25 protein-coding genes, 2 tRNA genes, 1 other RNA gene and 1 pseudogene are annotated in these 24,412 nt (G+C 65.6%); 17 read left to right on the forward strand and 12 right to left on the reverse strand.

Annotated features, from left to right (window positions below; translation table 11 throughout):
* Nucleotides 1–184: 184 nt before the first annotated feature.
* Nucleotides 185–2,842 (reverse strand): ATP-dependent helicase, encoded by a 2,658-nt coding sequence (locus ACFOHJ_RS19705; RefSeq protein ID WP_378223766.1) that lies wholly within the window; start codon nucleotides 2,840–2,842, stop codon nucleotides 185–187.
* A 137-nt stretch (nucleotides 2,843–2,979) separates the two neighbouring features.
* Nucleotides 2,980–3,417 carry a hypothetical protein gene (locus ACFOHJ_RS19710; RefSeq protein ID WP_378223768.1) on the reverse strand — a complete coding sequence of 146 codons (438 nt, stop codon included), beginning with the start codon at nucleotides 3,415–3,417 and terminating at the stop codon, nucleotides 2,980–2,982.
* Between the two features lie 216 nt (nucleotides 3,418–3,633).
* Here ACFOHJ_RS19710 and ACFOHJ_RS19715 point away from each other — a divergent pair, with 216 nt between their 5' ends.
* Entirely contained in the window at nucleotides 3,634–3,882 is a 249-nt protein-coding gene (locus ACFOHJ_RS19715; protein ID WP_378223770.1) for a hypothetical protein, read from the forward strand.
* A 13-nt stretch (nucleotides 3,883–3,895) separates the two neighbouring features.
* Here the strand turns inward: ACFOHJ_RS19715 and ACFOHJ_RS19720 are convergent, their stop codons facing one another.
* Together ACFOHJ_RS19720 and ACFOHJ_RS19725 are read right to left on the reverse strand one after the other, a co-directional pair.
* Entirely contained in the window at nucleotides 3,896–4,093 is a 198-nt protein-coding gene (locus tag ACFOHJ_RS19720; protein ID WP_378223773.1) for a hypothetical protein, read from the reverse strand.
* An 87-nt stretch (nucleotides 4,094–4,180) separates the two neighbouring features.
* The gene (locus tag ACFOHJ_RS19725; RefSeq protein WP_378223775.1) at nucleotides 4,181–4,666 is read right to left on the reverse strand and encodes a thioesterase family protein; all 486 of its coding nucleotides are present in this window, start codon (nucleotides 4,664–4,666) and stop codon (nucleotides 4,181–4,183) included.
* 104 nt (nucleotides 4,667–4,770) lie between these two features.
* Between ACFOHJ_RS19725 and ACFOHJ_RS19730 the strand changes: the two genes are divergently transcribed.
* Nucleotides 4,771–6,180 carry an FAD-binding oxidoreductase gene (locus tag ACFOHJ_RS19730; protein ID WP_378223778.1) on the forward strand — a complete coding sequence of 470 codons (1,410 nt, stop codon included), beginning with the start codon at nucleotides 4,771–4,773 and terminating at the stop codon, nucleotides 6,178–6,180.
* Nucleotides 6,181–6,193: 13 nt separating this feature from the next.
* Here ACFOHJ_RS19730 and ACFOHJ_RS19735 read toward each other — a convergent pair whose 3' ends face one another.
* Nucleotides 6,194–6,985, reverse strand: coding sequence for a DUF2182 domain-containing protein (locus tag ACFOHJ_RS19735; RefSeq protein WP_378223781.1), 792 nt, complete (start codon nucleotides 6,983–6,985; stop codon nucleotides 6,194–6,196).
* A gap of 12 nt (nucleotides 6,986–6,997) precedes the next feature.
* The gene (locus tag ACFOHJ_RS19740) at nucleotides 6,998–7,630 is read right to left on the reverse strand and encodes a DUF1326 domain-containing protein (RefSeq protein ID WP_378223783.1); all 633 of its coding nucleotides are present in this window, start codon (nucleotides 7,628–7,630) and stop codon (nucleotides 6,998–7,000) included.
* Between the two features lie 189 nt (nucleotides 7,631–7,819).
* Between ACFOHJ_RS19740 and ACFOHJ_RS19745 the strand changes: the two genes are divergently transcribed.
* Entirely contained in the window at nucleotides 7,820–11,794 is a 3,975-nt protein-coding gene (locus ACFOHJ_RS19745) for an AsmA family protein (RefSeq protein ID WP_378223785.1), read from the forward strand.
* An 18-nt stretch (nucleotides 11,795–11,812) separates the two neighbouring features.
* Here ACFOHJ_RS19745 and ACFOHJ_RS19750 read toward each other — a convergent pair whose 3' ends face one another.
* From ACFOHJ_RS19750 to ssrA, 5 genes are all read right to left on the reverse strand, one after another.
* The gene (locus ACFOHJ_RS19750; protein ID WP_378223787.1) at nucleotides 11,813–12,040 is read right to left on the reverse strand and encodes a ribbon-helix-helix domain-containing protein; all 228 of its coding nucleotides are present in this window, start codon (nucleotides 12,038–12,040) and stop codon (nucleotides 11,813–11,815) included.
* A gap of 3 nt (nucleotides 12,041–12,043) precedes the next feature.
* Nucleotides 12,044–12,241: a DUF4169 family protein gene (locus tag ACFOHJ_RS19755; protein ID WP_378223789.1), complete on the reverse strand. Its 198-nt coding sequence runs from the start codon at nucleotides 12,239–12,241 to the stop codon at nucleotides 12,044–12,046.
* A gap of 25 nt (nucleotides 12,242–12,266) precedes the next feature.
* Complete coding sequence (locus tag ACFOHJ_RS19760; RefSeq protein ID WP_378223791.1) at nucleotides 12,267–12,809, reverse strand: SspB family protein; 543 nt, start codon at nucleotides 12,807–12,809, stop codon at nucleotides 12,267–12,269.
* Between the two features lie 132 nt (nucleotides 12,810–12,941).
* Nucleotides 12,942–13,487, reverse strand: a complete 546-nt coding sequence (locus ACFOHJ_RS19765; RefSeq protein ID WP_378223794.1) for an AAA family ATPase — start codon at nucleotides 13,485–13,487, stop codon at nucleotides 12,942–12,944.
* Nucleotides 13,488–13,565: 78 nt separating this feature from the next.
* Nucleotides 13,566–13,925: a transfer-messenger RNA gene (gene ssrA, locus ACFOHJ_RS19770) on the reverse strand.
* A gap of 162 nt (nucleotides 13,926–14,087) precedes the next feature.
* Between ssrA and ACFOHJ_RS19775 the strand changes: the two genes are divergently transcribed.
* The 11 genes from ACFOHJ_RS19775 (at nucleotide 14,088) to ACFOHJ_RS19825 (ending at nucleotide 22,825) form a co-directional block, all read left to right on the forward strand.
* Nucleotides 14,088–14,396 carry a DUF2853 family protein gene (locus ACFOHJ_RS19775; protein ID WP_378223796.1) on the forward strand — a complete coding sequence of 103 codons (309 nt, stop codon included), beginning with the start codon at nucleotides 14,088–14,090 and terminating at the stop codon, nucleotides 14,394–14,396.
* Nucleotides 14,397–14,576: 180 nt separating this feature from the next.
* Nucleotides 14,577–15,371, forward strand: a complete 795-nt coding sequence (locus ACFOHJ_RS19780) for a thymidylate synthase (protein ID WP_378223799.1) — start codon at nucleotides 14,577–14,579, stop codon at nucleotides 15,369–15,371.
* A 483-nt stretch (nucleotides 15,372–15,854) separates the two neighbouring features.
* Entirely contained in the window at nucleotides 15,855–16,583 is a 729-nt protein-coding gene (gene modA, locus ACFOHJ_RS19785) for a molybdate ABC transporter substrate-binding protein (protein ID WP_378223829.1), read from the forward strand.
* 33 nt (nucleotides 16,584–16,616) lie between these two features.
* Nucleotides 16,617–17,321 (forward strand): molybdate ABC transporter permease subunit, encoded by a 705-nt coding sequence (gene modB, locus ACFOHJ_RS19790; protein ID WP_378223801.1) that lies wholly within the window; start codon nucleotides 16,617–16,619, stop codon nucleotides 17,319–17,321.
* On the forward strand, nucleotides 17,318–18,430 hold the full coding sequence (gene modC / locus ACFOHJ_RS19795) for a molybdenum ABC transporter ATP-binding protein (RefSeq protein WP_378223803.1): 1,113 nt from the start codon (nucleotides 17,318–17,320) through the stop codon (nucleotides 18,428–18,430). The genes modB and modC overlap by 4 nt, the downstream gene beginning before the upstream one ends.
* Before the next feature lie 81 nt (nucleotides 18,431–18,511).
* Entirely contained in the window at nucleotides 18,512–18,853 is a 342-nt protein-coding gene (locus ACFOHJ_RS19800) for a winged helix-turn-helix domain-containing protein (protein ID WP_378223805.1), read from the forward strand.
* A 25-nt stretch (nucleotides 18,854–18,878) separates the two neighbouring features.
* The gene (locus tag ACFOHJ_RS19805) at nucleotides 18,879–19,883 is read left to right on the forward strand and encodes a DUF4424 domain-containing protein (protein WP_378223807.1); all 1,005 of its coding nucleotides are present in this window, start codon (nucleotides 18,879–18,881) and stop codon (nucleotides 19,881–19,883) included.
* Nucleotides 19,883–20,398 carry a dihydrofolate reductase gene (locus tag ACFOHJ_RS19810; protein WP_378223809.1) on the forward strand — a complete coding sequence of 172 codons (516 nt, stop codon included), beginning with the start codon at nucleotides 19,883–19,885 and terminating at the stop codon, nucleotides 20,396–20,398. Before ACFOHJ_RS19805 ends, ACFOHJ_RS19810 begins: the two co-directional genes overlap by 1 nt.
* Before the next feature lie 169 nt (nucleotides 20,399–20,567).
* Nucleotides 20,568–21,668: an FtsH protease activity modulator HflK gene (gene hflK, locus ACFOHJ_RS19815; protein ID WP_378223812.1), complete on the forward strand. Its 1,101-nt coding sequence runs from the start codon at nucleotides 20,568–20,570 to the stop codon at nucleotides 21,666–21,668.
* Nucleotides 21,668–22,633 (forward strand): protease modulator HflC, encoded by a 966-nt coding sequence (gene hflC, locus ACFOHJ_RS19820; protein ID WP_378223815.1) that lies wholly within the window; start codon nucleotides 21,668–21,670, stop codon nucleotides 22,631–22,633. The genes hflK and hflC overlap by 1 nt, the downstream gene beginning before the upstream one ends.
* A 6-nt stretch (nucleotides 22,634–22,639) precedes the next feature.
* The gene (locus ACFOHJ_RS19825; RefSeq protein ID WP_378223818.1) at nucleotides 22,640–22,825 is read left to right on the forward strand and encodes a DUF2065 domain-containing protein; all 186 of its coding nucleotides are present in this window, start codon (nucleotides 22,640–22,642) and stop codon (nucleotides 22,823–22,825) included.
* Nucleotides 22,826–22,890: 65 nt separating this feature from the next.
* On the opposite strand, the gene ACFOHJ_RS19830 is transcribed toward ACFOHJ_RS19825, so the two are convergent.
* Nucleotides 22,891–23,751: a TrmH family RNA methyltransferase gene (locus ACFOHJ_RS19830; protein ID WP_378223820.1), complete on the reverse strand. Its 861-nt coding sequence runs from the start codon at nucleotides 23,749–23,751 to the stop codon at nucleotides 22,891–22,893.
* Nucleotides 23,752–23,934: 183 nt separating this feature from the next.
* Here ACFOHJ_RS19830 and ACFOHJ_RS19835 point away from each other — a divergent pair.
* From ACFOHJ_RS19835 to ACFOHJ_RS19845, 3 genes and pseudogenes are all read left to right on the forward strand, one after another.
* Nucleotides 23,935–24,019 (forward strand) — tRNA-Tyr (locus tag ACFOHJ_RS19835).
* A gap of 78 nt (nucleotides 24,020–24,097) precedes the next feature.
* Nucleotides 24,098–24,171, forward strand: a tRNA-Gly gene (locus tag ACFOHJ_RS19840).
* Between the two features lie 178 nt (nucleotides 24,172–24,349).
* Nucleotides 24,350–24,412: pseudogene (locus ACFOHJ_RS19845) on the forward strand (GTP-binding protein); the annotation flags it as partial.

Below are 24,412 nucleotides of genomic sequence, written 5' to 3' on the forward strand. Positions count from 1 at the left end.
GGGCCGCGCAGCGGAACCCGGAATCCAGAGTGGAGACGCTGCCGATCCGAGGCTAAACAAATAAGGCCGGCGCACTGGATTCCGGGTTCCGCTGCGCGGCCCCGGAATGACGTGAGCGAGCAAGGCCCGTCGCTCCTGTCAGGGACTGACTGTCTAGATCGACTAGTCTTGGCGAAATCTGCCCCTACTCCCCTACTCCCCTGCTCCCCTCCACGAAGCTGTCCAGCACCTTCTTCTGGCCGGCCTTGTCGAAGTCGATGGTGAGCTTGTTGCCCTCGATCGCGGCGATGTTGCCGTTGCCGAATTTCTGATGGAAGACGCGCTCGCCGACGCTGAAGGGGGAGGGCGTTTCGGCCACCGACTTGGCCACCAGTTCGCCGTCGATGGTGCGGCCCTTCACCGAGCCGCGCCCGGCGCCGTAGCCGGAGTCCGTTTCGCCGTAGCCGATCCGCTCGACCTGATGGCCGGAGCGCGTGCCCCAGTTGCGGCTCGTCGCCTCGGTGCGGTTCTGCTGCGCGCGCTGCCAGCCGGGCGTGGCATAGCTGTTGGAGAAGGCGCCGCCTTTGTCCGAACTCCCTTGCCCAAGGCTGTCGAAGCGGGATGCCCCGTAGGGATTCTGGCGACCGCCGCGCCCGGATGCAAAGGACGAGCCGCCGTAGGGGTTGCCGTAGCCGCCGTAGGAATTGCCGCTCTCCTGCACCTCGACATGGGCTTCCGGCAGTTCTTCGAGAAAGCGCGACGGAATGGTCGATTGCCACAGGCCGTGGATGCGGCGGTTGGAAACGAACCAGATATGCAGGTTCTTCTTGGCGCGCGTCAGCCCGACATAGGCGAGGCGGCGCTCTTCCTCCAGGCCGGAGCGGCCGCCTTCGTCCAGCGCGCGCTGGTGCGGGAACAGGCCTTCCTCCCACCCTGGCAGGAACACGGTCTCGAACTCCAGGCCCTTGGCCGAGTGCAGGGTCATGATGGAAACCGCGTCCATGCCCTCGTTCTGCTCGGCGTCCATCACCAGCGCCACGTGCTCGAGGAAGGAGCGCAGCGATTCATATTCCTCCATGGAACGGATGAGTTCCTTGAGGTTTTCGAGCCGGCCCGGCGCGTCGGCCGAGCGGTCGTTCTTCCACATGTCGGTGTAGCCGCTCTCTTCGAGGATGGTCTCGGCGAGCTCGGTGTGGGGCGTGTTGTCGAGCGCCTTTTGCCAGCGCTCGAAATTGGCGGTGATTTCGCGCAGGGCCGCGCGCGGCTTTGGCTTCAACTCGTCGCTTTCGGCCAGGTTCGCCGCCGCCGCCAGCATCGGCGTTCCAAGGGCGCGGGCGGTGTCGTGGATCTGGCGGATCGCGGCTTCGCCCAGCCCGCGTTTCGGCACGTTGACGATGCGCTCGAAGGCAAGGTCGTCGCCGGAATTGGCCACGACGCGCAGATAGGCGAGGGCGTCGCGGATTTCCTGCCGCTCGTAGAAGCGCGGGCCGCCGATGACGCGGTAGTTGAGGCCGATCTCGATGAAGCGGTCTTCGAAAGAGCGCATCTGGAAGGAAGCGCGCACCAGGATCGCCATGTCGTTCAGCGCATGCCCGCCGCGCTGGTAGGCCTCGATGGCCTCACCGACGGCGCGCGCTTCCTCGTCGGAATCCCAAGCGGCGTGGACGTTGACCTTTGCGTCCTCGGGGTCGGGCCGGTCTGTGAACAGCGTCTTGCCGAGCCGCCCCTCGTTATGGGCGATCAGGTGCGAGGCCGCGCCGAGGATATGCGCGGTGGAGCGGTAGTTGCGCTCCAGCCGGATTACGGTTGCGCCGGGAAAATCCTTTTCGAAGCGCAGGATGTTGTCCACCTCCGCGCCGCGCCAGCCATAGATCGACTGGTCGTCGTCGCCGACGCAGCAAATATTTACGCTCACGGGCCGTACCGCCGCCTCCTGCGGCTGGCCCTGCGCGGGCGCGCCCGAAACGTCGGGCGGGCGTCGGTCGCCGCCTCGGCCTTCGGCCGGAACACTGGCAGATTGCCTCGGCCTCTGGGCGAGCAGGCGCAACCACATATACTGCGCGGTATTGGTGTCCTGGTACTCGTCGACGAGAATGTATTTGAAGCGGCGATGGTATTCTTCCAGCACATCGTGATGGGCGCGGAAGATGCGGATGGGGTGACAAAGGAGGTCGCCGAAGTCGCAGGCGTTCAGCGTCAGTAGGCGGTTCTGGTAGGCCTGGTAAAGTTCGCGGCCCTTGCCATTGGCAAAGGCGCGGGCGTCGCCTTCGGGAATTTCGGCCGGTCCCAGCCCCTTGTTCTTCCAGCCGTCGATCATCTGCGCGAAGACGCGCGGTGCCCAGCGCTTGTCGTCCAGCCCTTCGGCCTGGATCAATTGCTTGATCAGGCGGACCTGGTCGTCGGTGTCGAGGATGGTGAAGTCGGAGCGCAGGCCGGCAAGCTCGGCGTGGCGGCGAAGCAGCTTCACACCGATCGAGTGGAAGGTACCGAGCCACGGCATGCCTTCGACATTGCCTTCGCCGATGAGCATGCCGATGCGGCTCTTCATCTCGCGCGCCGCCTTGTTGGTGAAGGTGACGGCAAGGATTTGCGAAGGAAAGGCGCGGCCGGTGGCCAGAATATGGGCGATGCGGGTGGTGAGAACGCGCGTCTTGCCGGTGCCCGCCCCGGCCAGCACCAGCACCGGCCCTTCGGTGGTCTCGACCGCGAGCCGTTGTTCGGGGTTGAGCCCGTTCAGATAATCGGGTGTTGCGCTCCGGCCTTGTCGCGCGGCCATGGCGCGCGCGGCGATGCCCCCCGGCGCAGGCCGCGAGGCGCGCGCGGGCTCGTCGAAAAAGGGCATGTCGTCTTCAAAGCCGGGCATTTTGCTGGAATGTAGTGATTCGCGGCCGAAAGGCCAGAAGCGTCTACGGTTTGTTCCTGTGCGGCGGCATGAGACAGGGGCCGCGAGCCGGTCCCGGCCGCGGCTGCCTGTGCCTTCGTGGCGCCTTGCCGGTCCGCCTACAGCCCGAGGTGGCTTTTCAGGCTTGGCACGTCGGCCAGCGCCTGGTCGACCGCTTTCGGGCCGGCGGCGGCCTTGGCCTGTTCGATCAGCGCCGATCCGGCCTCCTGGATCTCGGTGAGGGTGAGGCCGGACGCCTGAAGCTGCGAGATGCCGCGAACCAGCGCGCCGGCCTTTTCGCCGAGCGCCCCGCCCAGTGCGGAGGTCAGCGAGCCGAGCAGGCCGCCGCTGCCTTCAGCCGCCGCGTCGGCTGCCATGACATCGTATTTCTGGGCGAGTTCCAGCGAACCCGGCAGTTTGTCGAACAGGGCCTCGGCGCTGGTTCCCTCGGTTTCGTGCTGCAACACGGAAAGGATCGTCCCCACGACTTTCTCGGTCGTCAGCGGATCGACATTGATCTGGTTGGCGATGGTGTTGATGATGTCCTGAATGTTCATGACGCTCCTCTCGCTCCCCGCTTTACGCTATCCGGCAAGGCATGCGGCACGCAAGTCCGCCTTAACGGCCGCCGGTCTGCGGGAAGGGAAGGCCGGGCCGACGATCTTGCCGGCCGCCATTCTTTGGTCTTGTTCCCCGGGACCGATCAGTTAAACCTGTGCGGCGAACGTGCATACCGGTGCACTCCGCCTGCCGCGCGGCGCAAAGGAAAAGCGATGGAAGACAATTTCGAGAAATACGCCGTTGCCGTTATCATTACATTCGGGGCGCTGATCGTCGGCGGCCTGATGGCGGCCTCCATCGGCTTTCACGACCGCAACGCCTTTCTTTTCGCCCTGGGCGCCTCCACGCTCGCCTGGGTTGCCGGCCATGCGATGATTTTCGACATGCCGCGCCTTTATGCCGTGCTTATCGGCCTCGCCACGGTGATGGCCATCGCCTCGACGGTAGCGCTCGTCATTTAAGCGGCACGCCGGGTCAGGCCATGCCGCGCTGCATGCGCGCCTTCTTGAGGATGGCGCGCCATCGAATCATGGCGAAAGGGATGGGCTCGCTGCTGTTGGCCATGTGAAAAATCTCGTTGTTGAGATTCTTCAGCGAGCGCCAGAAATCATAGTCGGAGATGCTGGGATCGGCGGCGAGCTTCGCCGCCTCTTCCTCGATGTCGGTTTTCATGCGCGGACCATCGAACCGTCGCCCGATTCGGGCAATGCGCAAAAACCGTCCGTTCAGGTTTAAGAGTTGGTAAGGTTAACGGCGCCTTCAGGCGCTCTTGCGACGGATGCCGATGGCGCGGCCGGCACGCTCCGGCATCGGCAGGGCGGCATGGGCGGTGCGCATCGCCTCGATGTTGGCGAGCACGTCGGCGGGGAAGGGCGCGACCTTCGGTCCGCTCATGTCGACATGCAGCGACAGCGTTTCGCTGGTGGCGGCAAGCCAGCCGTCGACATGGCGGATTTCCTGGTAGGCGCGCAGGCGCTTTTCGTCGTAGTCGAGCAGATGGAAGGACACCGTCACCTTGTGGTCGAGATGCAGTTCCTGCACGTAGCAGACATGGACCTCGGCCGTGTAGATGGTCATGCGCCGTTCGCGCGCATAGCTCGCGCCGATTCCCAGGATGTCGAGCGCCCTGTCGGCGCCGCGATCGAACAGCACGTTGTAATAGGCCATGTTGAGATGGCCGTTGTAGTCGATCCAGTCCTTCTCGATGTCCAGCGGTTCGGAAACGAAGGGGGCGGAATGCGGCATCGGGGGTTTTCCTCTTCCAAGATGCTGGACAGCGCGTGGCGCGAGAGACTACGCATCCATAGGGCAGTGGCAAGGGTTGCGCTGCTTCATTTACGGAGAAAAACATGGCCCTGAGCGACGTCTCGAAGATTGAACGCAACGAGGAAGGCATCGCGACGGTGCTCGGCATTCTCGGGCAGCGTTTCGGCGAGCGCTTCCAGACGGGGCAGGCGATGCGCGCCCAGCACGCCCACACTACCACCTATATTCCCACGCAGGCGCCGGACGGCGTCGTCTTTGCCGAAACCACCGAGGAGGTGCAGGAGGTCGTGCGCGCCTGCGCCGCCCATCGCGTGCCCGTGATCGCCTTCGGCGTGGGCTCTTCGCTGGAAGGGCATGTCAACGCGCCGGGCGGCGGCATCTCGCTCGACACCTCGCGCATGAACCGCATCCTTGCCGTCAACGCCGAGGATCTGGACTGCGTGGTCGAGCCGGGCGTGACGCGCGAGGACCTCAACCGGCACCTTCGCGACACCGGCCTGTTCTTCCCGATTGATCCGGGCGCCAACGCCTCGCTGGGCGGCATGGCGGCGACGCGGGCCTCGGGCACCAACGCGGTGCGCTACGGCACCATGCGCGAGAACGTGCTGTCGCTGACGGCGGTGATGGCCGACGGCGAGGTGGTGAAGACGGCAAGCCGTGCCAAGAAGAGTTCGGCCGGCTATGACCTGACGCGGCTCCTGGTCGGGTCGGAAGGGACGCTCGGCATCATCACGTCGCTGACGCTCAAGCTGAACGGCATCCCGCAGGCGATTTCCGGCGGCGTGTGCCCGTTCCCGACGCTGGAGGCGGCCTGCAACACCGTGATCGCGACCATCCAGATGGGCATCCCGGTGGCGCGCATCGAACTGGTGAACGCCTTGCAGATGCGGGCGATGAAGGCCTATTCGCATCTCGATTACCCGGAGAGCCCGTGCCTGTTCGTGGAGTTCCACGGCACCGATGCCGGGGTCGCCGAGGAGGCGGAACTGTTCGGCGAGATCGCGCAGGACAATGGCGGCGGCCCGTTCCTGTGGACCGGCGTCGCCGAGGAACGCACCCATCTGTGGAAGGCACGGCATGACGCCTACTGGGCGTCGCTGACGCTGCGGCCGGGCGCCAAGGGGCTTTCGACCGATGTGTGCGTGCCGATTTCGCGGCTGGCCGAATGCGTGGCCGAAACCGAGGCCGACATCGCCGAAATGGGGCTGATCGCGCCGATCGTTGGCCATGCCGGCGACGGCAATTTCCACACGCTGGTGCTGATGGATGCTGACGACCCGGCCGAAATCGCCAAGGTCGAGGCGTTCGTGGCGCGCCTCAATCTGCGCGCGCTCGCCATGGACGGGACCTGTACCGGCGAGCATGGCATCGGTCAGGGCAAAGCCGGCTTCATGCGCCGCGAACACGGCCACGGCGTCGAGGTGATGCGGGCGATCAAGCAGGCGCTGGACCCGCAGAACATCCTCAATCCGGGCAAGATCCTGCCGGCGTAAGCGCGCGCTTGGATCATGCGATCGGGGCGAGCGAGGCAAGCACGAGCCCGCCCCAGACGATCATCGCCGCGCCTGCCGCCTTGCCGATCCAGTGGCCGGCGGGAGCGAGCTTTTCGACCATGACGAAAAGCGCGATGCCGATGATCCAGGCGAAATTCATGATGCCGCCGACGAACAGCAGCAGCATCAGCATCCAGCAGCAGCCGAGGCAGAAGACGCCGTGGCGCAGCCCCATCGACAGCGCTCCGCCATTGCCGTTGCGCCACCCGGTCATGACGAAGTCGAGCGGCGAGCGGCACTGGCGCAGGCAGGCCTGTTTCAGCGAGGTCCACTGATAGAGACCGGCGGCGATGAGGACGGCGCCCGAAAGCGCGGTGCTGGTCGTGCGCAGCAGCGGCGACAACAGGCCGGCCCTGTCCAGCCCATATTGTAGAGCGACGGCGCCGATGCTGAAGCCAAGCCAGACGAGCAGGTAACCGAGCGCAAACAGGAGGGTGCGGCCGATGGCGGGGCTGCGGCGCTTCTGCGCGATGGACTCGTAGAACAGCAGCATCGGCACCGCGCCCGGCAGCATCATGACGGCCATCATCGCCAGCCACATGGCGAACGTCAGCAGGAAGCGGGTAGCGGTCCAGTCCGGGGCGGCCATCGGCATCGCCATGCCGTCCATGGCCATGCCGTCCATCGCCGGCATCGGGATGTCCATGCCGGCGAGGAGATAGAGCCACGAAACCAGCATCACGCCGAGCAGCAGCGCAACGACGATCAGCCGGTCGTGCCGGTGCAGGCCGGCCAGAAGGCCCATGGACGTGGACCTTCAGGCCGCCACGCCTTGCGGCGTCTGCACGACATGGGCAAGCGAACTGTGCGTTGCCGATGTCTGGAATTTGATCGCGCCGAGGCTGTTTATCCTGGCCGAGGCCACTTCCGCGCCCCTGTGCTCGAAGCCCTCGGGCATCACCACCTGGATGCGGTGCGGGGCGCCGGTCACCGGGTTTGTGATCGGCTCCACGTCGGATTCCAGTATGCCGGGAATGACGAGGCGCGCGGTGCGGCCTTCCTGGTCGAAGCTGAACTGGAAGGGGGCAATGATCGGATCGTGCATCGTGGTGACGATGAGGCTGAAGATGTGGAACAGCGTTCCCTCGTCCGAGTGTTCGCCCGACAGGATGGCGGCAAGGGCGTCGCGCTGCTGCGGGCTGGCGCTCTCGTCGAGGATGGGTTGCGCCTGCCCGTTGCCCTCGTGAAGGGCGCCGGGGAAATGGACCGTGACGGCGAAGCACAGGCCGTCCAGACTGGTTTCGTTGTAGTGGCCCTTGGTGATGCGCATCGCCACCAGGCCCTGGCAATAGCCGTGGGTCGGCCTGGCATTGAAGTCGCAGGGGCAGCCGAACGCGCAATTACAATTCTTGATCCACTCGCCTTCGAGTCTCCAGTTCGCGGATGTCATTTCACCCTCCCTGGGTTTTGGCCGGGATACAACCGGACCCGTCATGATATCACGGTTGCGCGGGGGCGAAAAAGATTGCCAAACGGCGTAGCCCGGCCGTTGCAACCGGCGTGCGCGGGCAATTTGCCTCTTTATCGTCCCGCCGATGCGGTTAGAGTGCGCACGACCTTGAATGATTGAACGAGGCTGATGCTCGCTCGCCTTTTCGTAATTGTCGGAGGCCTGTTCGTACTGGTGCTGTGCGCGGCCCTGGTGGGGCCGTATTTTGTCGACTGGACAAGCTACCGCGCCGATTTCGAGCGCGAGGCAAGCGCCATCCTCGGGCGCAAGGTCACGGTCGAGGGGGACGCCACGGCGCGGCTTTTGCCGTTTCCCTCGGTGACCTTCTCCGACGTTTCGGTCGCCGGCGGCCCGGACGGCCAGCCCGCCATGACCGTCGAGACGTTTTCCATGGACGCCGAACTGGCGCCCTTCCTGCGCGGCGAGGTGCTGATCTTCGACATGCGGCTGGTGCGGCCGAAAGCGACCATCGACGTTGCCGAGAACGGCACCGTCGACTGGGCGATCCGCCCGTCCTCGCCCTTCGACTTCAACCAGGTGGCCATCGAAAACCTCGCCGTGACCGACGGTGAGATCGAACTGCGCCACCGGGCAGGGGGGCGCAACTACCTGCTGTCGGACATCAACTCGACGATTTCGGCGAAGTCGCTTACCGGGCCGTGGCGCATGGACGGCACACTGAAACTGGACGGCCTCGGCGTGCGGCTTGCCGCTTCCACCGGCAGGGTCGAGGCGGACGGGCAGATGCGGCTCAGGCTCAAGCTCGATCCCGACGCCTATCCGCTGGCGATCGAGAGCGACGGCAACGCCGGCATGAAGGATGGCGCGGTCGTCTATTCCGGCCAGTTCCGGATTGCCGGGAATGGCAGCGACAAGGCCGAATTGCGCGGCACGGACGGGCGCATGGTGACGGTGAAGGCCGAGCCCGGCTATCGCGTGACCGGCAAGTTTTCGCTCGACCACCAGAAACTCGGCATCGGCGAGTTCCGCTTCGAGACCGGGCCGCTCGACAATCCCTATGCCGCCGACGGCAAGGCCTCGGTCGATCTCGGCACGGCGCCGCGCTTCGTCATCGAGGCGAGCGGCGCGCAGGTGAAGTTCGACGAGGCGGTGGCGGGCGAGGCGGGGGGTGGGCTCACGCTCGACCAGCGCATCGCCGCACTGGAGCGGACGCTGCTTTCGCTGCCGAAGCCGGCGATTCCCGGCACCGTCGAAGTCAAGCTGCCGGCGGTGCTCGCCGGCGACACCACGATCCGCGACGTCTATCTTTCCGCCGAACCGGCGGTCGGCGGCTGGTCGGTGAAGTCGCTGTCGGCGACGCTGCCGGGCCGGACCACGCTCGAGGCCAAAGGGTTGCTCGGCCTCGACGGCAAGCTCGGTTTCAAGGGTTCGCTGTTGCTGGCGGTGGCGCAACCTTCCGGCTTTGCCGCATGGCTGTCCAAGGATGTCGACGAGGCGATAAGGCGGCTGCCGGCCGCCGGCTTCAAGGCCGATGTCGATCTGGCCGACACGCGCCAGACCTTCAACTCCATCGAACTCATCCTGGGCAAGGCGAAGTTTTCCGGCAGCATCGATTCGCTGCAGCCGCCCGATGCCCGGCCTTCCGTGCAGATGAAGCTGTCGGGCAACGAACTCGATGTCGAGGGGCTTGCCGCCTTCGCCTCGCTGTTCTTCAGCGATCGCGGCGCGAACCGCTTTGCCGACCGCGACATCGATTTCGCGATCAAGGCGGGGCCGGTGACGGCCGGGGGGCTGACGGCCGAGACGCTCGACACGGCGCTGCGCCTGCATGACGGGGTGCTGGAGGTTGACCGGCTGTCGATCGGCGGCCTTGCCGGTTCGTCGATCAGCGCCACCGGCCGCCTCAAGGATTTTCCCAAAAACCCGAGCGGCACGCTCGATGCTTCGCTGGTCGCGGTGGACGTAAGGCCGCTGGTCGAGGCGGCGGCTGGCCAGTACCCCGGCAACGAACTGCTGAAAGGTCTGGCCGAACGGGCGGCGGCCTATCCGGAGCTTTTGCAGGACGCGCGCATCGATCTGGTGGCCGGCGTTGCCGCCAATGGCGATGGCAGTACGGGGCTCGCTCTCAGCGCCCGTGGCGAGGCCGGCGGCACCGCGTTTTCGGCCTCGCTGTCGGGGCAGAGCACGGCGGACCAGTTTGCCACCGCGCCGCTGTCGCTCACCTTCGATGCCCGAAACGGCGACGCCACGGCACTTCTGGCGCTCTACGGCCTGCCGGTGCTGCCGCTCGGCCTCGTCGGCGAAGGCCGCACGGAACTTTCCGCCAAGGGAACGATCGCCGGTGGGCTTGCCACCAGTTTTCATCTGGCCGGGCAGGATTTCAACGTCGGTTTCGAGGGCGAAGTCGGCGACACGCCGCAAGGGCCGACGATCAAGGGCAAGGCCAGCCTGGAGGCCGCCGATATCGAACCGTGGATGATGACGGTCGGCCTCGGCCTGCCGGGCATGGGCGTCGGCATGGCGGCGAACTTCACCGCCGACGCCGACTTCGCGAACGGGCTTCTGGTGCTGGACGGCCTTTCGGGCGCGCTCAACGAGGCCTCCGTGTCTGGCGACGTGAACGTGGACGTGAAGGACGGCCTGCCGCATCTCGCCGGCGCGCTGGTGCTGGACGAACTCGACCTCGATCCGCTGGCGGTGACGCTGTTCGGCACCGATGCTTTCGTTAGCAAAGGTGGGGGCAAGGGCGGAGGATGGCCGAGCGCGCCCTTCAGCGAGAAATCCGCCGCCCCGTTCACCGCCGATCTCGACGTGACCACCGCCTCGCTTTCGGCCGGCGCCTTCGCCACGGCCTACGACGCGAAGCTGGCGCTGAAGCTCGACCGGGAAGGGATACGGGTTTCGGACCTGAAGGCGAAGCTCTTCGGGGGCGCGCTTTCCGGTTCGTTCGAACTGAAGAACGACGGTGGCACCGGGCTGTTTTCCGGCCAGATGGCGCTTGCCGGCACCGATCTGGCGCAGGCGCTGCCGGAAAACGGCCTCACCGGCCGGGCCGACGTGTCGGCAGAACTTACGGCCGGCGGCAAGTCGGTCGACGGCATGGTCGCGGCGCTGTCCGGCTCCGGCACGGTCTCGCTGAAAGGCCTGACGGTCGCGGGCGTCAACCCGAACGCCTTCCCGGCGCTGATCGCAAAGGCCGACGCGGTGGGCCGCGACATCGATGCGGCCAAGGTCGCATCTTTCGCGCCGCAGGTGGTGGCCGACGGCACTTTTTCCGCGCAGGATACGGAACTCGCCTTCACCGTCGCCAATGGCGTGGTGCGGGCGCCGCCGATCGCCCTTACCGACAAGACCGCGACGCTTTCGGCCGATCTTGCGGCCGATCTCGGCGCCGCCACCGTCGCGGCCCGAGGCAGCGTGGCCTACAAGCCGGGCGACGAGGCGCTGGTCGGTTCCGAACCCGTGGTGAATTTCAGCCTCGAAGGGCCGCTCGGGGCGACGAAGCGCGCCTTCGACAGCCAGCCGCTGGGCCAGTTCCTGACCCAGCGGGCGCTGGAAAAGGAGCAGCGGCGGGTCGAGGCGATGCAGGCCGAGCTACTGGAAAAGCAGCGGTTGCGGCGCGAGGTCCGCTATTATTCCGACCTGCAGGCGGCGCGCGTCGAACGCAAGCGGCTTGACGACCTGCGGGTCAAGGCCGAGACCGAGGCCCGCGCCCGGGCCGTCGCCGACTACAAGGCGAAGCAGCAAGCCGAGGCTGCCGCCAGGGCAAAGGCGGAGGAAGAAGCTCGCCTGGCCGCCGAGCAGGCGGCGAAAGCCGAGGCCGAAAAGGAAGCCGCGCGCATGAGGCAGGAAGCGGCCGCCGCCGAGCAGGCCAAGGCGGACGCGGAACGCCGCAAGGCCGAACAGACGGCGAAGGCAGCACAGGAAAAGGCGGCGAAGGCAGCACAGGAAAAGGCGAGGGCCGAGGCCGAGCGTCGCGCGAGCGGGCAGGTGCCCGAGATCGAGCGCGCGCCGCTGCCGCCCGCTACCGCCAACCCCGCTCCGGCCCAACCTGCTCCGACCCAGGCTGCACCGGTTAGGCCTGCGCCGAAGCCGGACGTGTTTTCCATCGACAATCTTCTGAAATCGCTGGGCGGCGGGTAAAGCCCGCGCCGCTGCCGTTTATTTGCCGGACGCGGTGCGTTTCGCCCAGTCGAGCACGTAGAGCCGCAGCGCCGAGGAAAGGTTTGCCCCGGCCGGCCGGGCCTCGTCGATGCTGGCGACCAGCGCTGCAAGCGGCATGTTGCGCGACGCCGCAATGGCGACGAGGTCGTCGTAGAACGGCTTTTCCAGGGAATAGCTGGTGCGGTGGCCGCGAAGGGTCACCGAGCGCTTTTCGACCAGGCCCATCGCCTAGTTTTCGCCGGCCGGATCGGCGTCGGAAAGGCGATGCCCGTCCAGGAATTTCTTCGAGGCTTCGGCAGTCCGCTTGCCCTGTTCGCGCTCGGCCTTCGAGCGGCCGTGAAGGGCGCGGTTCTGCTCGGCGGCGCGCTCCTTTTCGGCGCGGGCCTTGTGCTTGCGGGCCATGCGAAGGTTGACGATGTCGGCCATGGTAGGCGGCCCTGTGTCCGGTGGGCTATTTCTTGCGGAAGGCGTCGAGCGAAACGACTTCTGCGCCCTTGGCAGGCTCTGCTTCCGCTGCCTTTTCGGCGGGCTCGGCCTTGCTTTTCTTGCCGGCGTCCTTCGCCTCGGGCTTGCGCTCCGGAACCATGGCGATGGAAGCCGTCTCGTCCGCCGATTCCTCGGGGGCCGCCGCTTCTTCCGTCTTGACGTCGAATTCGAGCTCGAAGTTCACCGACGGGTCGTAGAAGCCGCGAACGGCGGAGAAGGGGATTTCCAGCTTTTCCGGAACGTCGGAGAAGGAAAGGCCGATCTCGAAGCCGGTGTCGGAAACCTTCAGGTCCCAATACTGGAACTGGATGACGATGGTCATCTGTTCCGGATAGCGCTCGCGCAGGCGGCTGGAGATGCGCACACCCGGCGCGCCGGTCAGGAAGGTGATGAAGAAGTGGTGGTTGCCGGGAAGGCCGGTGCGCGCCACTTCGGCCAGGACCTTGCGCATGACGCCGCGCAGCGCTTCCTGGGCCAGAATATCGTAGCGGATGTGGTCGTCGGCCATGTGGGTCCCTAGAATCGTCGCATTAGCTGTAGTCAAGCTTGGGGGCGACGTAAACCGGATATAGAACGCCTTGATACGCCGTGCAGAGCCGCGGTCGAGATTATTTTGGGCGTCGTGGCGTTTTTGTGGTCATTAAACGGCGGCCTCGAGCCTGCCGAGGACGAACCGGACCCGCTCGGACACGGGGGCAAGCGGCAGTTCCACCAGCGTGTAGCCGAAGCGGGTGTAGGTGCGCACCATGGTTTCATGGGTGCGCAGCGCGACCTGCCAGCTTTGCCGCCGTTCCTCGTCCTGCCCGAATATCGCCGGCCACGGCGGCGCGACGAACACCTGGGTATTGTAGCGCAGCCGCCAGGCCTCTTCCTCCATTCGGGCCGGAACCGCCAGTCCCTCGAGGTCGAGATAGCCGAGCGTGTCGGGAAGGCCGCGATCGAAGAAGACGCAGCCTTCTTCCCGCTCCGCCTGACGGTAGGAGGCCCGTTCCCAATCGAACATCCTTTCGGCGAAGCGTTCGCGATCGGCCCAGGGCAGGGCAGCGCCGCCTTCCTGCATTTCTTCCCGGATCACGCCGCGCCCGGCTTCCTCGGTGGTGGCGAAACCCTCGGCGCGCAGGGCCTCGACCAGCGTCGTCTTGCCGGCACCCGGCCCGCCGGTGAGCACGAAAAAGCGATCGGCCATGCGGCCTCCTGACATCGATAGGATGGATCATGGCGCGAGACGAGCCGCGCCGGAAAAGTGAAAGATGGAGGGGAGAGAAGTGGAGGTTTCTGTTGCCAGGTACCTCCGAACCCCGCCTAGAGGTGCGAACCCCTAGGAGTTTGATTGAAGCTATCGCACCGCATTAAGCAGCGAGACGTGCTTCCGCATAGTTGTCGTTGGCAACTATCAAGTTTAGCCCGATAACGGTGGTACAATGCCGAGCAAAAGTACGATCTTTACGCCTTCGTCGATCCTATTTCGCCCCCATCAGAAACCGCTTTTCGCACTAGCGGCTTTTGGTGGAGGCGCCGGGTACCGCCCCCGGGTCCGAACGGTTTATTCCATCGCCTGTTTATCGCCATAGTCGGTCAAGCCGACGCCATGAATATAGGGGCGGTTTGTGGAAAATGAAAGACCGTCAGGCCACTTGTCCATAGGGCCAAAATGGGCGGCAAAGGCTTGACTCGCGCTTTGGTGCAAATCAAGCTTTGCGCGATGAGGCGAATCTTCCAACGCATGGTTGAGACTGCGCGCCGCTGACCTCATCGCATGGCGGTGGCGCCGACGAGGGAAACGTTCATGGCCGATTATCTCGCAGACGTGAAGAAGTACGATGCCGGTGCCGACGCCGCCGTGGTCGACAAGATCGTGAAGCACCTTGGCATTGCCCTTCGCAATAAGGATTCCTCGCTGGTCGCGGCCAGCGACAAGGCGGAACTCGATCGCGTGCGCGATAGCTGGGGCGTCAAGAAACTCGGCGTGGACGCCGCAGCCGCGGAAGCCGCCGTCGCCAAGGTCGCCAAGGCCATGGCCGCCGACCACAGCAAGGGCCGCGTGACCTTCTACTACCTGGTTGCCAAGGAACTGAACAAGCTCGCTACGCTCTGACGGGCCTGAGGCGCCGTCTGCCAGACGGCGCCTTGCCGCCGCGCATCCGTCCGGAAGTTGCCGGACAGGGCGGTTGGAGCGCGGGCTCGCGAATAGCCGGAAACGGCCGGCGGTTGCCCTTTATGGGCAGCCGTCGCAGTCGGCGCTATATATGGGCCATTCCGAATCGAAGCGAAGCCGATGCGCCAGTATCTCGATCTCCTGCAGCATGTCCTCGACAACGGCGCCGACCGTGGCGACCGCACCGGCACCGGTACGCGCTCGGTGTTCGGCTACCAGATGCGCTTCGACCTCGGCCAGGGCTTTCCGGTCACGACGACGAAAAAGCTGCATCTGCGCTCGATCATCCACGAGCTCCTGTGGTTCCTCGCCGGCGACACCAACATAAAATACCTGCACGATCACGGCGTCACCATCTGGGACGAGTGGGCCGACGAGAACGGCGACCTCGGCCCGGTTTATGGCAAGCAATGGCGCTCATGGCCCGACGACAAGGGCGGCACCATCGACCAGATCGCGAATCTTTTGCGGGAGATACGCGAGAATCCCAACTCGCGGCGGCTGATCGTGTCGGCCTGGAATCCGGCCGAGGTGGACCAGATGGCGTTGCCGCCCTGCCACTGCCTGTTCCAGTTCTATGTGTCGCGCGGCAGGCTGTCGTGCCAGCTCTACCAGCGTTCGGCCGACATTTTCCTCGGCGTGCCCTTCAACATCGCCTCCTACGCGCTGCTGACCATGATGGTGGCGCAGGTGAGCGGGCTCGAGCCGGGCGATTTCATCCACACCCTGGGCGATGCGCATCTTTACGCCAATCATGTCGAGCAGGCGCGCGAACAGCTTTCGCGCACGCCCAAGCCCTTGCCGACGATGTGGATCAATCCGGACGTGTCGGACCTGTTTGCCTTCCGCTTCGAGGATTTCCGGCTGGAAGGCTATGTCGCCGACGCTTCGATCAAGGCGCCGATCGCCGTCTGAAGGCGGCGCCTGTCATGAGGCCGGCTTTCGGGCGGGCATCAGTCGATCCCCACCATCATGTCCGACGCCTTGATGACGGCGTAGGCCTGTTTTTGCGGTTTCGAGCTTAAGTTCAGCAGCCGCCCTCGTTGGTGATCGACGAGGTCACGACCCTGCCGTCGATGTCGTTGCCCAAATGCGACGCGGCGCGCCAGGATCTTGGCCTTCAGTGTGTTTGCGCGCGCTGATTTTCATGCCGAAACTCCCCGGTTTTGCCCGCATCGTAGTATTCAATCATAACTACCGCCATGGTGGAAACCTATCTCAGGGCACGATTTCAGTGGTGGGCAGCTTCCATTGTTATGTTCATTTGGATATATCGATTCCGAGACGCAGGGTGGGCGGTCGGTATCGAGGGAGGCGACTTTCGTGGCGGCGTTGAGTAATTTCGGATTGAGGGCTTTGATCGTGGCCGGCGGGGTTGCCGCGGTGGCCGTGACGGCGATGCCGGCGGCGAAGGCCGGCGAAGGCAAGGTCACGGTATTTGCCGCCGCCAGCATGAAGAACGCGCTGGACGCCGTGAACAAGGCGTGCGCCACCGAAGTGGGCGAGGAAGCGGCCATCTCCTATGCCTCCAGTTCGGCGCTGGCCAAGCAGATCGAGAACGGCGCGCCGGCCGATGTCTTCGTCTCGGCGGATCTCGACTGGATGAAATATCTGCACGACAAGAACCTCGTGAAGGCCGATACCGAGAAGAAGCTTCTGGGCAACGCCATCGTGCTGGTGGCGCCGGCAGACACCGCTAGGGACGTGACGCTGGAGAAGGGTTTCGACCTTGCCGGGCTGATCGGCGACGGCAGGCTCGCCATCGGCGAGGTGAAGTCCGTTCCCGCCGGAAAATACGGCAAGGAAGCGCTGGAATCGCTTGGCATCTGGTCGTCGGTCGAAGGCAGGCTCGCGCAGGCCGAGAATGTGCGCGCGGCGCTCAAGCTGGTCGCGACGGGAGAGGCGGCAGCCGGCATCGTCTACGCCACCGACGCGGTGGCCGAGCCGGGCGTCAAGGTGATCGGCACTTTTCCCGCGGATTCGCACAAGCCGATCGTCTACCCGATCGCGCAGACGACTGATTCCAGGGATTCGCAGACGGCCGCCTGGCTGAAATGCGCCGAATCCGAAAAGGCCCGGCCGCTCTACGAGGCGCAGGGCTTTACCGTGCTGGGCGAGACACAGTAAGCCTGTCTGCACGGCTACAACGAACGGTTACGCATGAACTGGCTGACGGGTCTCACGCCTGACGAATGGAATGCGGTCCGGCTGTCGATCAAGGTGGCGACGGTGGCGATGCTGGCGAGCCTGCCGCCGGGGATCGCCATCGCGCTTTTGCTGGCGCGCGGGCGGTTCTGGGGCAAGACGGTGCTCAACGGCCTCGTGCACCTGCCGCTGGTGCTGCCGCCGGTCGTGACCGGCTACCTGCTGTTGATCAGCTTCGGCCGGCGCGCGCCGATCGGGTCCTTCCTGGAAAACTGGTTCGGCATCGTCTTTTCCTTCCGCTGGACGGGCGCGGCGCTGGCCTGCGCCATCATGGGCTTTCCGCTGATGGTGCGGGCGATCCGGCTTTCCATCGAGGCGGTGGACCGCAAGCTGGAGGCGGCCGCCGGCACGCTCGGCGCGCATCCGCTATGGGTTTTCCTGACGGTGACCTTGCCGCTGATCGTCCCCGGCGTGATCGCCGGCTCCATCCTTTCCTTCGCCAAGGCGATGGGCGAGTTCGGCGCGACGATTACCTTCGTTTCCAACATTCCGGGCGAGACGCAGACACTGCCTTCCGCCATCTACACCTTCACGCAGGTGCCGGGCGGCGACGAGGGCGCGCTCAGGCTTACCCTGATCAGCATCGTCATCTCCATGGGCGCGCTGGTGGTGTCCGAAGCGCTGGCGCGGCGCGTTGGGCGCAGGCTGGACGTCGAATGACGGTCGCGGTCGACATCGAGCAGCAGCTGGGCGCCTTCGGCCTTCGCGCGCGCTTTGCCAGCTCGGGCCGGCTGACGGCGCTGTTCGGGCCGTCGGGCTCGGGCAAGTCCTCGCTCATCAGCGTGATTGCCGGGCTGACGCGGCCGGACAAGGGTCGTGTCGAGGTGGAGGGCCGGGTGCTGGTCGATACCGAGGCCGGCATCTTCGTGCCGAAGCACAAGCGGCGCATCGGCATGGTGTTCCAGGAGGCGCTGTTGTTCCCGCATATGAGCGTGGCGCACAATCTGCGCTTCGGGCGCTGGTTCACGCCGCCCGCCGAGCGCTATGTCGACATGGACGCGGTCGTCGACCTGCTCGGCATCGGCCCGCTCATGGACCGGCGGCCCGGAAGGCTCTCGGGCGGCGAAAAGCAGCGCGTGGCGATCGGCCGGGCGCTGCTGACCAGCCCCCGCCTTCTGTTGATGGACGAGCCGCTGGCCTCGCTGGACGAGGCGCGCAAGGCCGAGATCCTGCCCTATATCGAGCGGCTGCGCGACGAGACGAAAATCCCCATCGTCTATGTCAGCCATTCGGTCGCCGAGGTGGCGCGGCTGGCGAGCGACGTGGTGATGCTTTCCGAGGGCAGGGTGACCGCATCCGGCCCGACCGCCGACATCATGCAGCGGCTCGACCTTTTGCCGGCGGAAGAGCGCGGCGAAGGCGGCGCGGTGCTGGAAACGACCGTGATGCGTCACGACGCGGCGTTCGGCATGACGGTGCTGGGCTCCAAAGCCGGCGAAGTCCGGGTGCCACGGCTGGCGGTCGAGGCTGGCGCGCCGGTCAGGCTGCGCATCCGCGCCCGCGACGTGATGGTGGCGACGGTGGAGCCCAAGGGACTTAGCGCGCTCAATGTCCTGCCGGGAACGATCATCGCGATCGAGCCGGGCGAGGGGGCCTCCGTCGAGGTCCACATCGATTGCAGCGGCGTTGCCGTCGTGGCGCGCATCACACGGCAATCGCGGCAGGCGCTCGAACTGGAGGTCGGCCGGCCGGTGTTCGCCGTGATCAAGACGGTGAGCTTCGACAAGGCCAATGCCACCGCCGGCCTCAGCGGCGAGATCCATGGCTGACAAACGGTCGCATTGGCGTTATTCCATTGCAGAATAGCGCGAGCGAAACAGGTGGGGCATGACCGCGGAGGATGTGAGGCGATGCCGTCGTTGAGCCTGCGAATCAATCTCGATCCGGACGGCCGCGTCGGGCCGGGCAAGATCGAACTGCTGGAACAGATCGCAACGTTCGGCTCGATCTCGGCCGCCGCGCGCAGCATGGAAATGTCCTACAAGCATGCTTGGGACCTGGTCGAGGACATGAACCGGGTGTTCGGCAAGTCGCTGGTGGCGGCGCAGACCGGCGGCCGCAAGGGCGGCGGCGCACAGCTTACGCCGCTCGGGCTTGCCGTCGTCAGCCGCTTTCGCGCCATCGAGCGGGCGGCCGCTTCGGCGGCGGCGGTGCACATGGCCGCCCTTCAGGCGGAGATCGATGCGGGATAGACACAGGCCTGTGAGGGGTAGAGCGATGCTGCGACGCGTTCTTCTGGCGGGGCTGGCGCTGACGGCACCGCCCGCCTTCGCCAACGATTCGATGGCCGAGCTCGGAACCGGCGGCCTCATCCTGTCGCGCAGCGATTCGATCGCGATGGAGAGCGAGGACCTGTTCATCTCGCGCGACAGGATCACCGTCGATTACGTGTTCCGCAACGGATCGGAAACGGACATCGACACGATCGTCGCTTTTCCCATGCCGGATATCGAGGGCAACCCCGACCGCATGGTGGCCATCCCCGACGACCCGTCCGACAATTTCCTCGGCTTCGAGGTGACGAGCGACGGCAGGGAGATCAAGCCGCAACTGGAGCAGCGGGCGTTTGCCGCCGAACTGGAGGTCGGCGCGGATCTGAAGGCGCAGGGTGTGCCGCTTTATCCGGCCGGGGAGGCGACGAGTGCCGCGCTGGAAAAGCTGCCCCAGGATGTCGCCGACGACTGGGTCCGGCGCGGCATCATCGTCATCGAGGAATATGACGACGGCTCGGGCTGGAAGAAAGTGCGCACGCCGTACTGGAAATTGCAGTCGACCTATTGGTGGCGCGCGACCTTTCCCGCCGGCAAGCCGGTGCATGTCTCCCATCGCTACAAGCCGAGCGTCGGCGGCACGGCCGGGCTGACCTTCTTCTATGACGGCAGGTTCCAGGGCGAGTACGAGGCCTACAGGCAGCGCTATTGCCTGGACGAGAGTTTCCAGAACGCGGTGCGCAAGGCGGCCGGCAGGAATGCCGGCAGCGATCCGCAGATGATGGAAAGCCGCATCGCCTACGTGCTGACCACCGGCGGCAACTGGGCGGCCGGATCGATCGGCAAGTTCAAGCTGACGATCGACAAGGGCGACCCGAAAAGCCTTGTTTCGTTTTGCGGAAACGGCGTGCGCAAGACCGGGCCGACCACGTTCGAGATGACGGCCGATGATTTTTACCCCGAGCGCAATATCGACATCCTGCTGCTCGACCGATGGAGCCATGGCGACTGATGGATATCGGCATCTTCGTGGCCATTGCCGAGAACGGCGTGATCGGCCGGGACGGCGGGCTGCCTTGGCGGCTTTCGACCGACCTCAAGCGCTTCAAGGCCGATACGATGGGCAAGCCCATCGTCATGGGCCGCAAGACTTGGGAAAGCTTTCCCAAAAAGCCGCTGCCCGGCCGCCAGAACATCGTCATCACCCGCGACCCCGGCTATGCGGCCGAGGGCGCCGACATCGTGCATTCGCTGGAGGAGGCGCTGTCGCTGGCCGAGCGCCGCGAAGGCGACATGGCGGCTGCCGGGGAGGCCTGTATCATCGGCGGTGCGGCGATCTTCGAACAGTCCTTGCCGCTGGCCGACCGGTTGCACATCACCCATGTGCTGGCCGAGGTCGAAGGCGACGTGTCTTTCCCGCCGGTCGATTGGGCAGCGTGGAGGCTTGTGCGCTCGCAGGACGTGCCGGCCGGCGAGAAGGATAGCTTTCCCACGCGCTACGCCGTCTACGAGCGCCTGCGCGGCTGACATTTTGCGCCCGGAGGCAAGGGGTCGCGGCCCGTCTTGCCGATATTGCGCATCAAAAGCGGTTTGCTGGCCGCCGATGCGTTGAAAGCCTGCGATGGCGTGCCTATAGAGGGAAGACGGCCCTGCGCGTCCCGGCGGCGCATGAGGCACTCCCAGCGAGAGGATATCCATGCCCTGGAATGACAAGAGCGGTGGTGGCGGCCCATGGGGCGGCGGCAATAATGGCGGCCCCTGGGGGCAGGGGCCGAAGGGTCCCTCCGGCCCGCAAGGAACCCCGCCCGACCTCGAGGATATCATCCGCAAGGGGCAGGATCGGCTGAAGCATATGATCCCGGGCGGTGGCGGCCCGAGCCCGGCGCTGTTCGGGCTGATCGCGCTTGCCCTGGTCGTGCTGTGGGGCTTCAAGGCCATCTACACCGTGCAGCCGGACGAGGTGGCGGTGGAGCTGCGCTTCGGCGTGCCGAAGGCCGAGCTTTCCGAGCCCGGACTGCATTTCCACTGGTGGCCGATGGACCGGGTCGAAACCGCCAAGATTTCGGAACAGCTCGTCAATATCGGCGGCGGCAGCGGCAACGCTTCCGGGCTGATGCTGTCGGGCGACCAGAACATCGTCAACGTGCAGTTCTCGGTGGCCTACCAGGTTTCCGATCCCAAGCAGTACCTGTTCGACGTCTCCGACCCCGACGGCATGTTGCGCCAGGTCTCGGAAAGCGCGATGCGCGAGGTCGTCGGCCGGCGTCCGGCGCAGGACATCTTCCGTGACGACCGCGAAGGCATCGCCGCCGGCGTGCGCGAGATCATCCAGGCGACGCTCGACGAGTACAAGGCCGGGCTCAACATCAACGCCGTCTCCATCGAGGACGCCGCGCCCCCGCGCGAGGTGGCCGACGCCTTCGACGAAGTGCAGCGCGCCGAGCAGGACGAGGACAAGTTCGTCGAGCAGGCCAACCAGTATTCTAACCAGAAGCTGGGTGCCGCCCGAGGCCAGGCCGCGCAGGTGCGGGAGGAGGCCGCCGCCTACAAGAACCGCGTCATGCAGGAAGCCGAGGGTGAGGCGCAGCGCTTCATCTCGGTCTATGACGAATATGCCAAGGCGCCGGAGGTTACCCGCCAGCGGCTCTACTTCGAGACCATGGAGAAGGTGCTGAAGGATTCCAACAAGGTCCTGCTGGAGCAGAGCGGCGGTCAGGGGGTCGTGCCCTACCTGCCGCTGCCGGCGCTGCAGCCCAACAAAGCCAAGACACCCGATTCGACGGGAGGAGCCCAGTAATGGCCAATCGTCTTCCCGTCTTCGTCGTGATCGCGGCGATCCTGGTATTCCTGCTCTATTCCTCCATCTTCGTGGTCAATGCGCGCCAGCAGGCGATCGTCCTGCGCTTCGGCGAGATCGTGAAGGTGGAGACGCAGCCGGGCATCTACTTCAAGGCGCCGTTCTCGTTCTTCGATGCCGACAATGTGCAGCTGATCGAAAACCGCGTGCTGCGCTTCGACCTCGACAACATCCGCGTGCAGGTGTCCGGCGGCAAGTTCTACGAGGTGGACGCCTTCATCGCCTATCGCATCTCGGACCCCCGCAAGTTCCGCGCCGCCGTTTCCGGCAGTGTCGAACTGGCCGAGCAGCGGTTGCGCACCCGTCTCGACGCGGCGCTGCGCCGGGTCTACGGCTTGCGCGACTTCGAGGCGGCGCTGTCGGAAGAGCGCGCCAACATGATGCGCGAAGTGGCCGACCAGTTGCGGCCCGACGCGGCCTCGCTCGGGCTCGAGATCGTCGACGTGCGCATCCGCCGCACCGACCTTACCCAGGAGGTATCGCAGCAGACCTACGACCGCATGAAGGCCGAACGCCTGGCCGAAGCCGAGCGCCTGCGGGCACGCGGCAACGAGGCGGCGCAGCGTATCCGCGCCCGCGCCGACCGCGAGGTGGTGGAAATCGTCGCCGAAGCCGAGAAGGAATCGCAGATCCTGCGCGGTGAAGGCGATGCCCAGCGAAGCGCCACCTTCGCCAACGCCTATCTGCGCGACCCGGAGTTCTTCGACTTCTACCGCTCGATGAACGCCTACCAGGAGGCGCTGGATTCGAACGGCACCAACATGGTGCTGTCACCGAATTCGGAATTCTTCCGCTACTTCCGCGATCCCAACGGCAAGGCGGGTCCGCTTGGTTCGGCTCCGGCCGCTTCGGCGGCGCCTGCGCCCGCCGCCCCGGCTTCGCCGCCGGCTGCCACGGGCCAGTAACGGCCCGTGCAGGATTTTCTAGCCGCCATGGGGCTGGTCCTCGTCGTCGAAGGCCTGGTCTATGGCGGCTTCCCGCATCTGGCCAAGAAACTCGCCGGCGAGGTTCTTTCCACGCCGGAAGGCGCCCTGCGCGCGGTCGGGCTTGCCGCCATCGCCATCGGTGTCGGCATCGTCTGGCTGGTGCGCGGGTAGGGCGATCCTTCACGCCCCGAATCAAGGCGCGGCGCTATCGCCCGGAAAAGGAATCGCTTTACGGTTCAGCGCGTGCTGCGCGTAAGGAAGGCGTGGGCCGCATAGAGGCTGACGGCGGCGGCGTTGGAAACGTTGAGCGAGCGGATCGGCCCCGGCATGTCCAGCCGCGCCAGCGTCGTCACCGTTTCGCGCGTCTTCTGGCGCAGGCCCTTGCCTTCGGCGCCGAGCACCAGCGCGATCTTTTCGCCGGCAAGGCTCTTTTCCAGTTCGGCCGGTCCTTCCGAATCGAGCCCCACGGTATGGAAGCCCGCCTGGTGAAGTTCGCCGAGCGCTTCGGCGAGGTTTCTCACCTCGATATGGTCGATATGTTCGAGCGCGCCCGAGGCGGACTTGGCCAGCACGCCCGATTCGTGCGGGCTGTGGCGCGCCGTGGTGATCAGCGCGCCGGCGCCGAAGGCCACGGCCGAGCGCAAAATGGCGCCGACATTGTGCGGGTCGGTCACCTGGTCGAGCACCAGCACCAGCCGCGTGTCGCCCAGCGCATCCAGATGCTTGGGCCGGAGCGGCTCAGCTTCGATCAGGACGCCCTGGTGCACCGCGTCGGAGCCGGTTAGCCTGTCGATGTCGCGGGGTTCCACCTGCTCGGCCTTGAAGGGCAGGGCGGCGAGGTCGGCGATCCCAAGCCGTTCCTGCGCGTTGCGCGTCACCAGCATGGTGCGGATCGCGCGGCGCGGATTGTCGAGGGCGGCGCGCACCGTGTGCAGGCCGTAGAGCCGCACCAGCCCGTCCGCGGCGGCTTCGCCCGGCGGTATCGGCTGGCGTGGACGCAGGGCCGGCTTGCCGCCCGACTTCTGGTCGCGGTGGGCGCGCCGCAGCCTGGCGTAGTGGCTGTCCTTCGGGCTTCCGGATTTTGAATCGTCGCTCATGGCGCCTCTATAGCGCCGCGACCGGGCCGTGGATACGGCTACTATATCGGCCGCATGTGAAATTCGTTTCAATAGGCTTGCGGATGCGGTTGACAGGCTTCGAGCCTGCCGCCATAAGGCGCTGCGCGTGAGGGCTGTTGAGTTCCTTGCGCCGATGCCTGGACAGGCTCCGTATGGCAGTACGGAGGAGTGCCCGAGTGGTTAAAGGGGACGGACTGTAAATCCGTTGGCTATGCCTACGTTGGTTCAAATCCAACCTCCTCCACCACTGCCGCGCAGGGGCCTGCATCCGGCACGAAAGGCGGTGGCCTTTTCAGCACTGGGCCATGCGCCGACCGGTCAGGGTGCGGGTATAGCTCAATGGTAGAGCAGCAGCCTTCCAAGCTGAATATGCGGGTTCGATTCCCGCTACCCGCTCCAGTCGCCGCGCTATTTTAATCTTGCGGCGGGCTCCCATATAAGGGCATTCCCCCATGGCGGATCACGGGTTGAGCCGGGTGATGTGGCGTCTGGCCGAAAGGGCTTGTGTTTTTTGGCCTTTCTCGCTAATCGCCCCCGATCAAATCGTATCCTGCTGACTGCGTCCAAGGAATGAGAAATGGCAAAGAGCAAATTCGAGCGTAACAAGCCGCATGTGAACATCGGCACGATTGGTCACGTT

Source organism: Aquamicrobium soli (assembly GCF_042646345.1).
GTDB classification, from domain to species: Bacteria; Pseudomonadota; Alphaproteobacteria; order Rhizobiales; family Rhizobiaceae; genus Mesorhizobium; species Mesorhizobium soli_A.

Coding starts and splice junctions, on each gene's coding strand:
- ACFOHJ_RS19705 (WP_378223766.1), bottom strand. CDS start 2,842: ATGCCCGGCTTTGAAGACGACATGCCCTTTTTCGACGAGCCCGCGCGC.
- ACFOHJ_RS19710 (WP_378223768.1), bottom strand. CDS start 3,417: ATGAACATTCAGGACATCATCAACACCATCGCCAACCAGATCAATGTC.
- ACFOHJ_RS19715 (WP_378223770.1), top strand. CDS start 3,634: ATGGAAGACAATTTCGAGAAATACGCCGTTGCCGTTATCATTACATTC.
- ACFOHJ_RS19720 (WP_378223773.1), bottom strand. CDS start 4,093: ATGAAAACCGACATCGAGGAAGAGGCGGCGAAGCTCGCCGCCGATCCC.
- ACFOHJ_RS19725 (WP_378223775.1), bottom strand. CDS start 4,666: ATGCCGCATTCCGCCCCCTTCGTTTCCGAACCGCTGGACATCGAGAAG.
- ACFOHJ_RS19730 (WP_378223778.1), top strand. CDS start 4,771: ATGGCCCTGAGCGACGTCTCGAAGATTGAACGCAACGAGGAAGGCATC.
- ACFOHJ_RS19735 (WP_378223781.1), bottom strand. CDS start 6,985: ATGGGCCTTCTGGCCGGCCTGCACCGGCACGACCGGCTGATCGTCGTT.
- ACFOHJ_RS19740 (WP_378223783.1), bottom strand. CDS start 7,630: ATGACATCCGCGAACTGGAGACTCGAAGGCGAGTGGATCAAGAATTGT.
- ACFOHJ_RS19745 (WP_378223785.1), top strand. CDS start 7,820: ATGCTCGCTCGCCTTTTCGTAATTGTCGGAGGCCTGTTCGTACTGGTG.
- ACFOHJ_RS19750 (WP_378223787.1), bottom strand. CDS start 12,040: ATGGGCCTGGTCGAAAAGCGCTCGGTGACCCTTCGCGGCCACCGCACC.
- ACFOHJ_RS19755 (WP_378223789.1), bottom strand. CDS start 12,241: ATGGCCGACATCGTCAACCTTCGCATGGCCCGCAAGCACAAGGCCCGC.
- ACFOHJ_RS19760 (WP_378223791.1), bottom strand. CDS start 12,809: ATGGCCGACGACCACATCCGCTACGATATTCTGGCCCAGGAAGCGCTG.
- ACFOHJ_RS19765 (WP_378223794.1), bottom strand. CDS start 13,487: ATGGCCGATCGCTTTTTCGTGCTCACCGGCGGGCCGGGTGCCGGCAAG.
- ACFOHJ_RS19775 (WP_378223796.1), top strand. CDS start 14,088: ATGGCCGATTATCTCGCAGACGTGAAGAAGTACGATGCCGGTGCCGAC.
- ACFOHJ_RS19780 (WP_378223799.1), top strand. CDS start 14,577: ATGCGCCAGTATCTCGATCTCCTGCAGCATGTCCTCGACAACGGCGCC.
- modA (WP_378223829.1), top strand. CDS start 15,855: ATGCCGGCGGCGAAGGCCGGCGAAGGCAAGGTCACGGTATTTGCCGCC.
- modB (WP_378223801.1), top strand. CDS start 16,617: ATGAACTGGCTGACGGGTCTCACGCCTGACGAATGGAATGCGGTCCGG.
- modC (WP_378223803.1), top strand. CDS start 17,318: ATGACGGTCGCGGTCGACATCGAGCAGCAGCTGGGCGCCTTCGGCCTT.
- ACFOHJ_RS19800 (WP_378223805.1), top strand. CDS start 18,512: ATGCCGTCGTTGAGCCTGCGAATCAATCTCGATCCGGACGGCCGCGTC.
- ACFOHJ_RS19805 (WP_378223807.1), top strand. CDS start 18,879: ATGCTGCGACGCGTTCTTCTGGCGGGGCTGGCGCTGACGGCACCGCCC.
- ACFOHJ_RS19810 (WP_378223809.1), top strand. CDS start 19,883: ATGGATATCGGCATCTTCGTGGCCATTGCCGAGAACGGCGTGATCGGC.
- hflK (WP_378223812.1), top strand. CDS start 20,568: ATGCCCTGGAATGACAAGAGCGGTGGTGGCGGCCCATGGGGCGGCGGC.
- hflC (WP_378223815.1), top strand. CDS start 21,668: ATGGCCAATCGTCTTCCCGTCTTCGTCGTGATCGCGGCGATCCTGGTA.
- ACFOHJ_RS19830 (WP_378223820.1), bottom strand. CDS start 23,751: ATGAGCGACGATTCAAAATCCGGAAGCCCGAAGGACAGCCACTACGCC.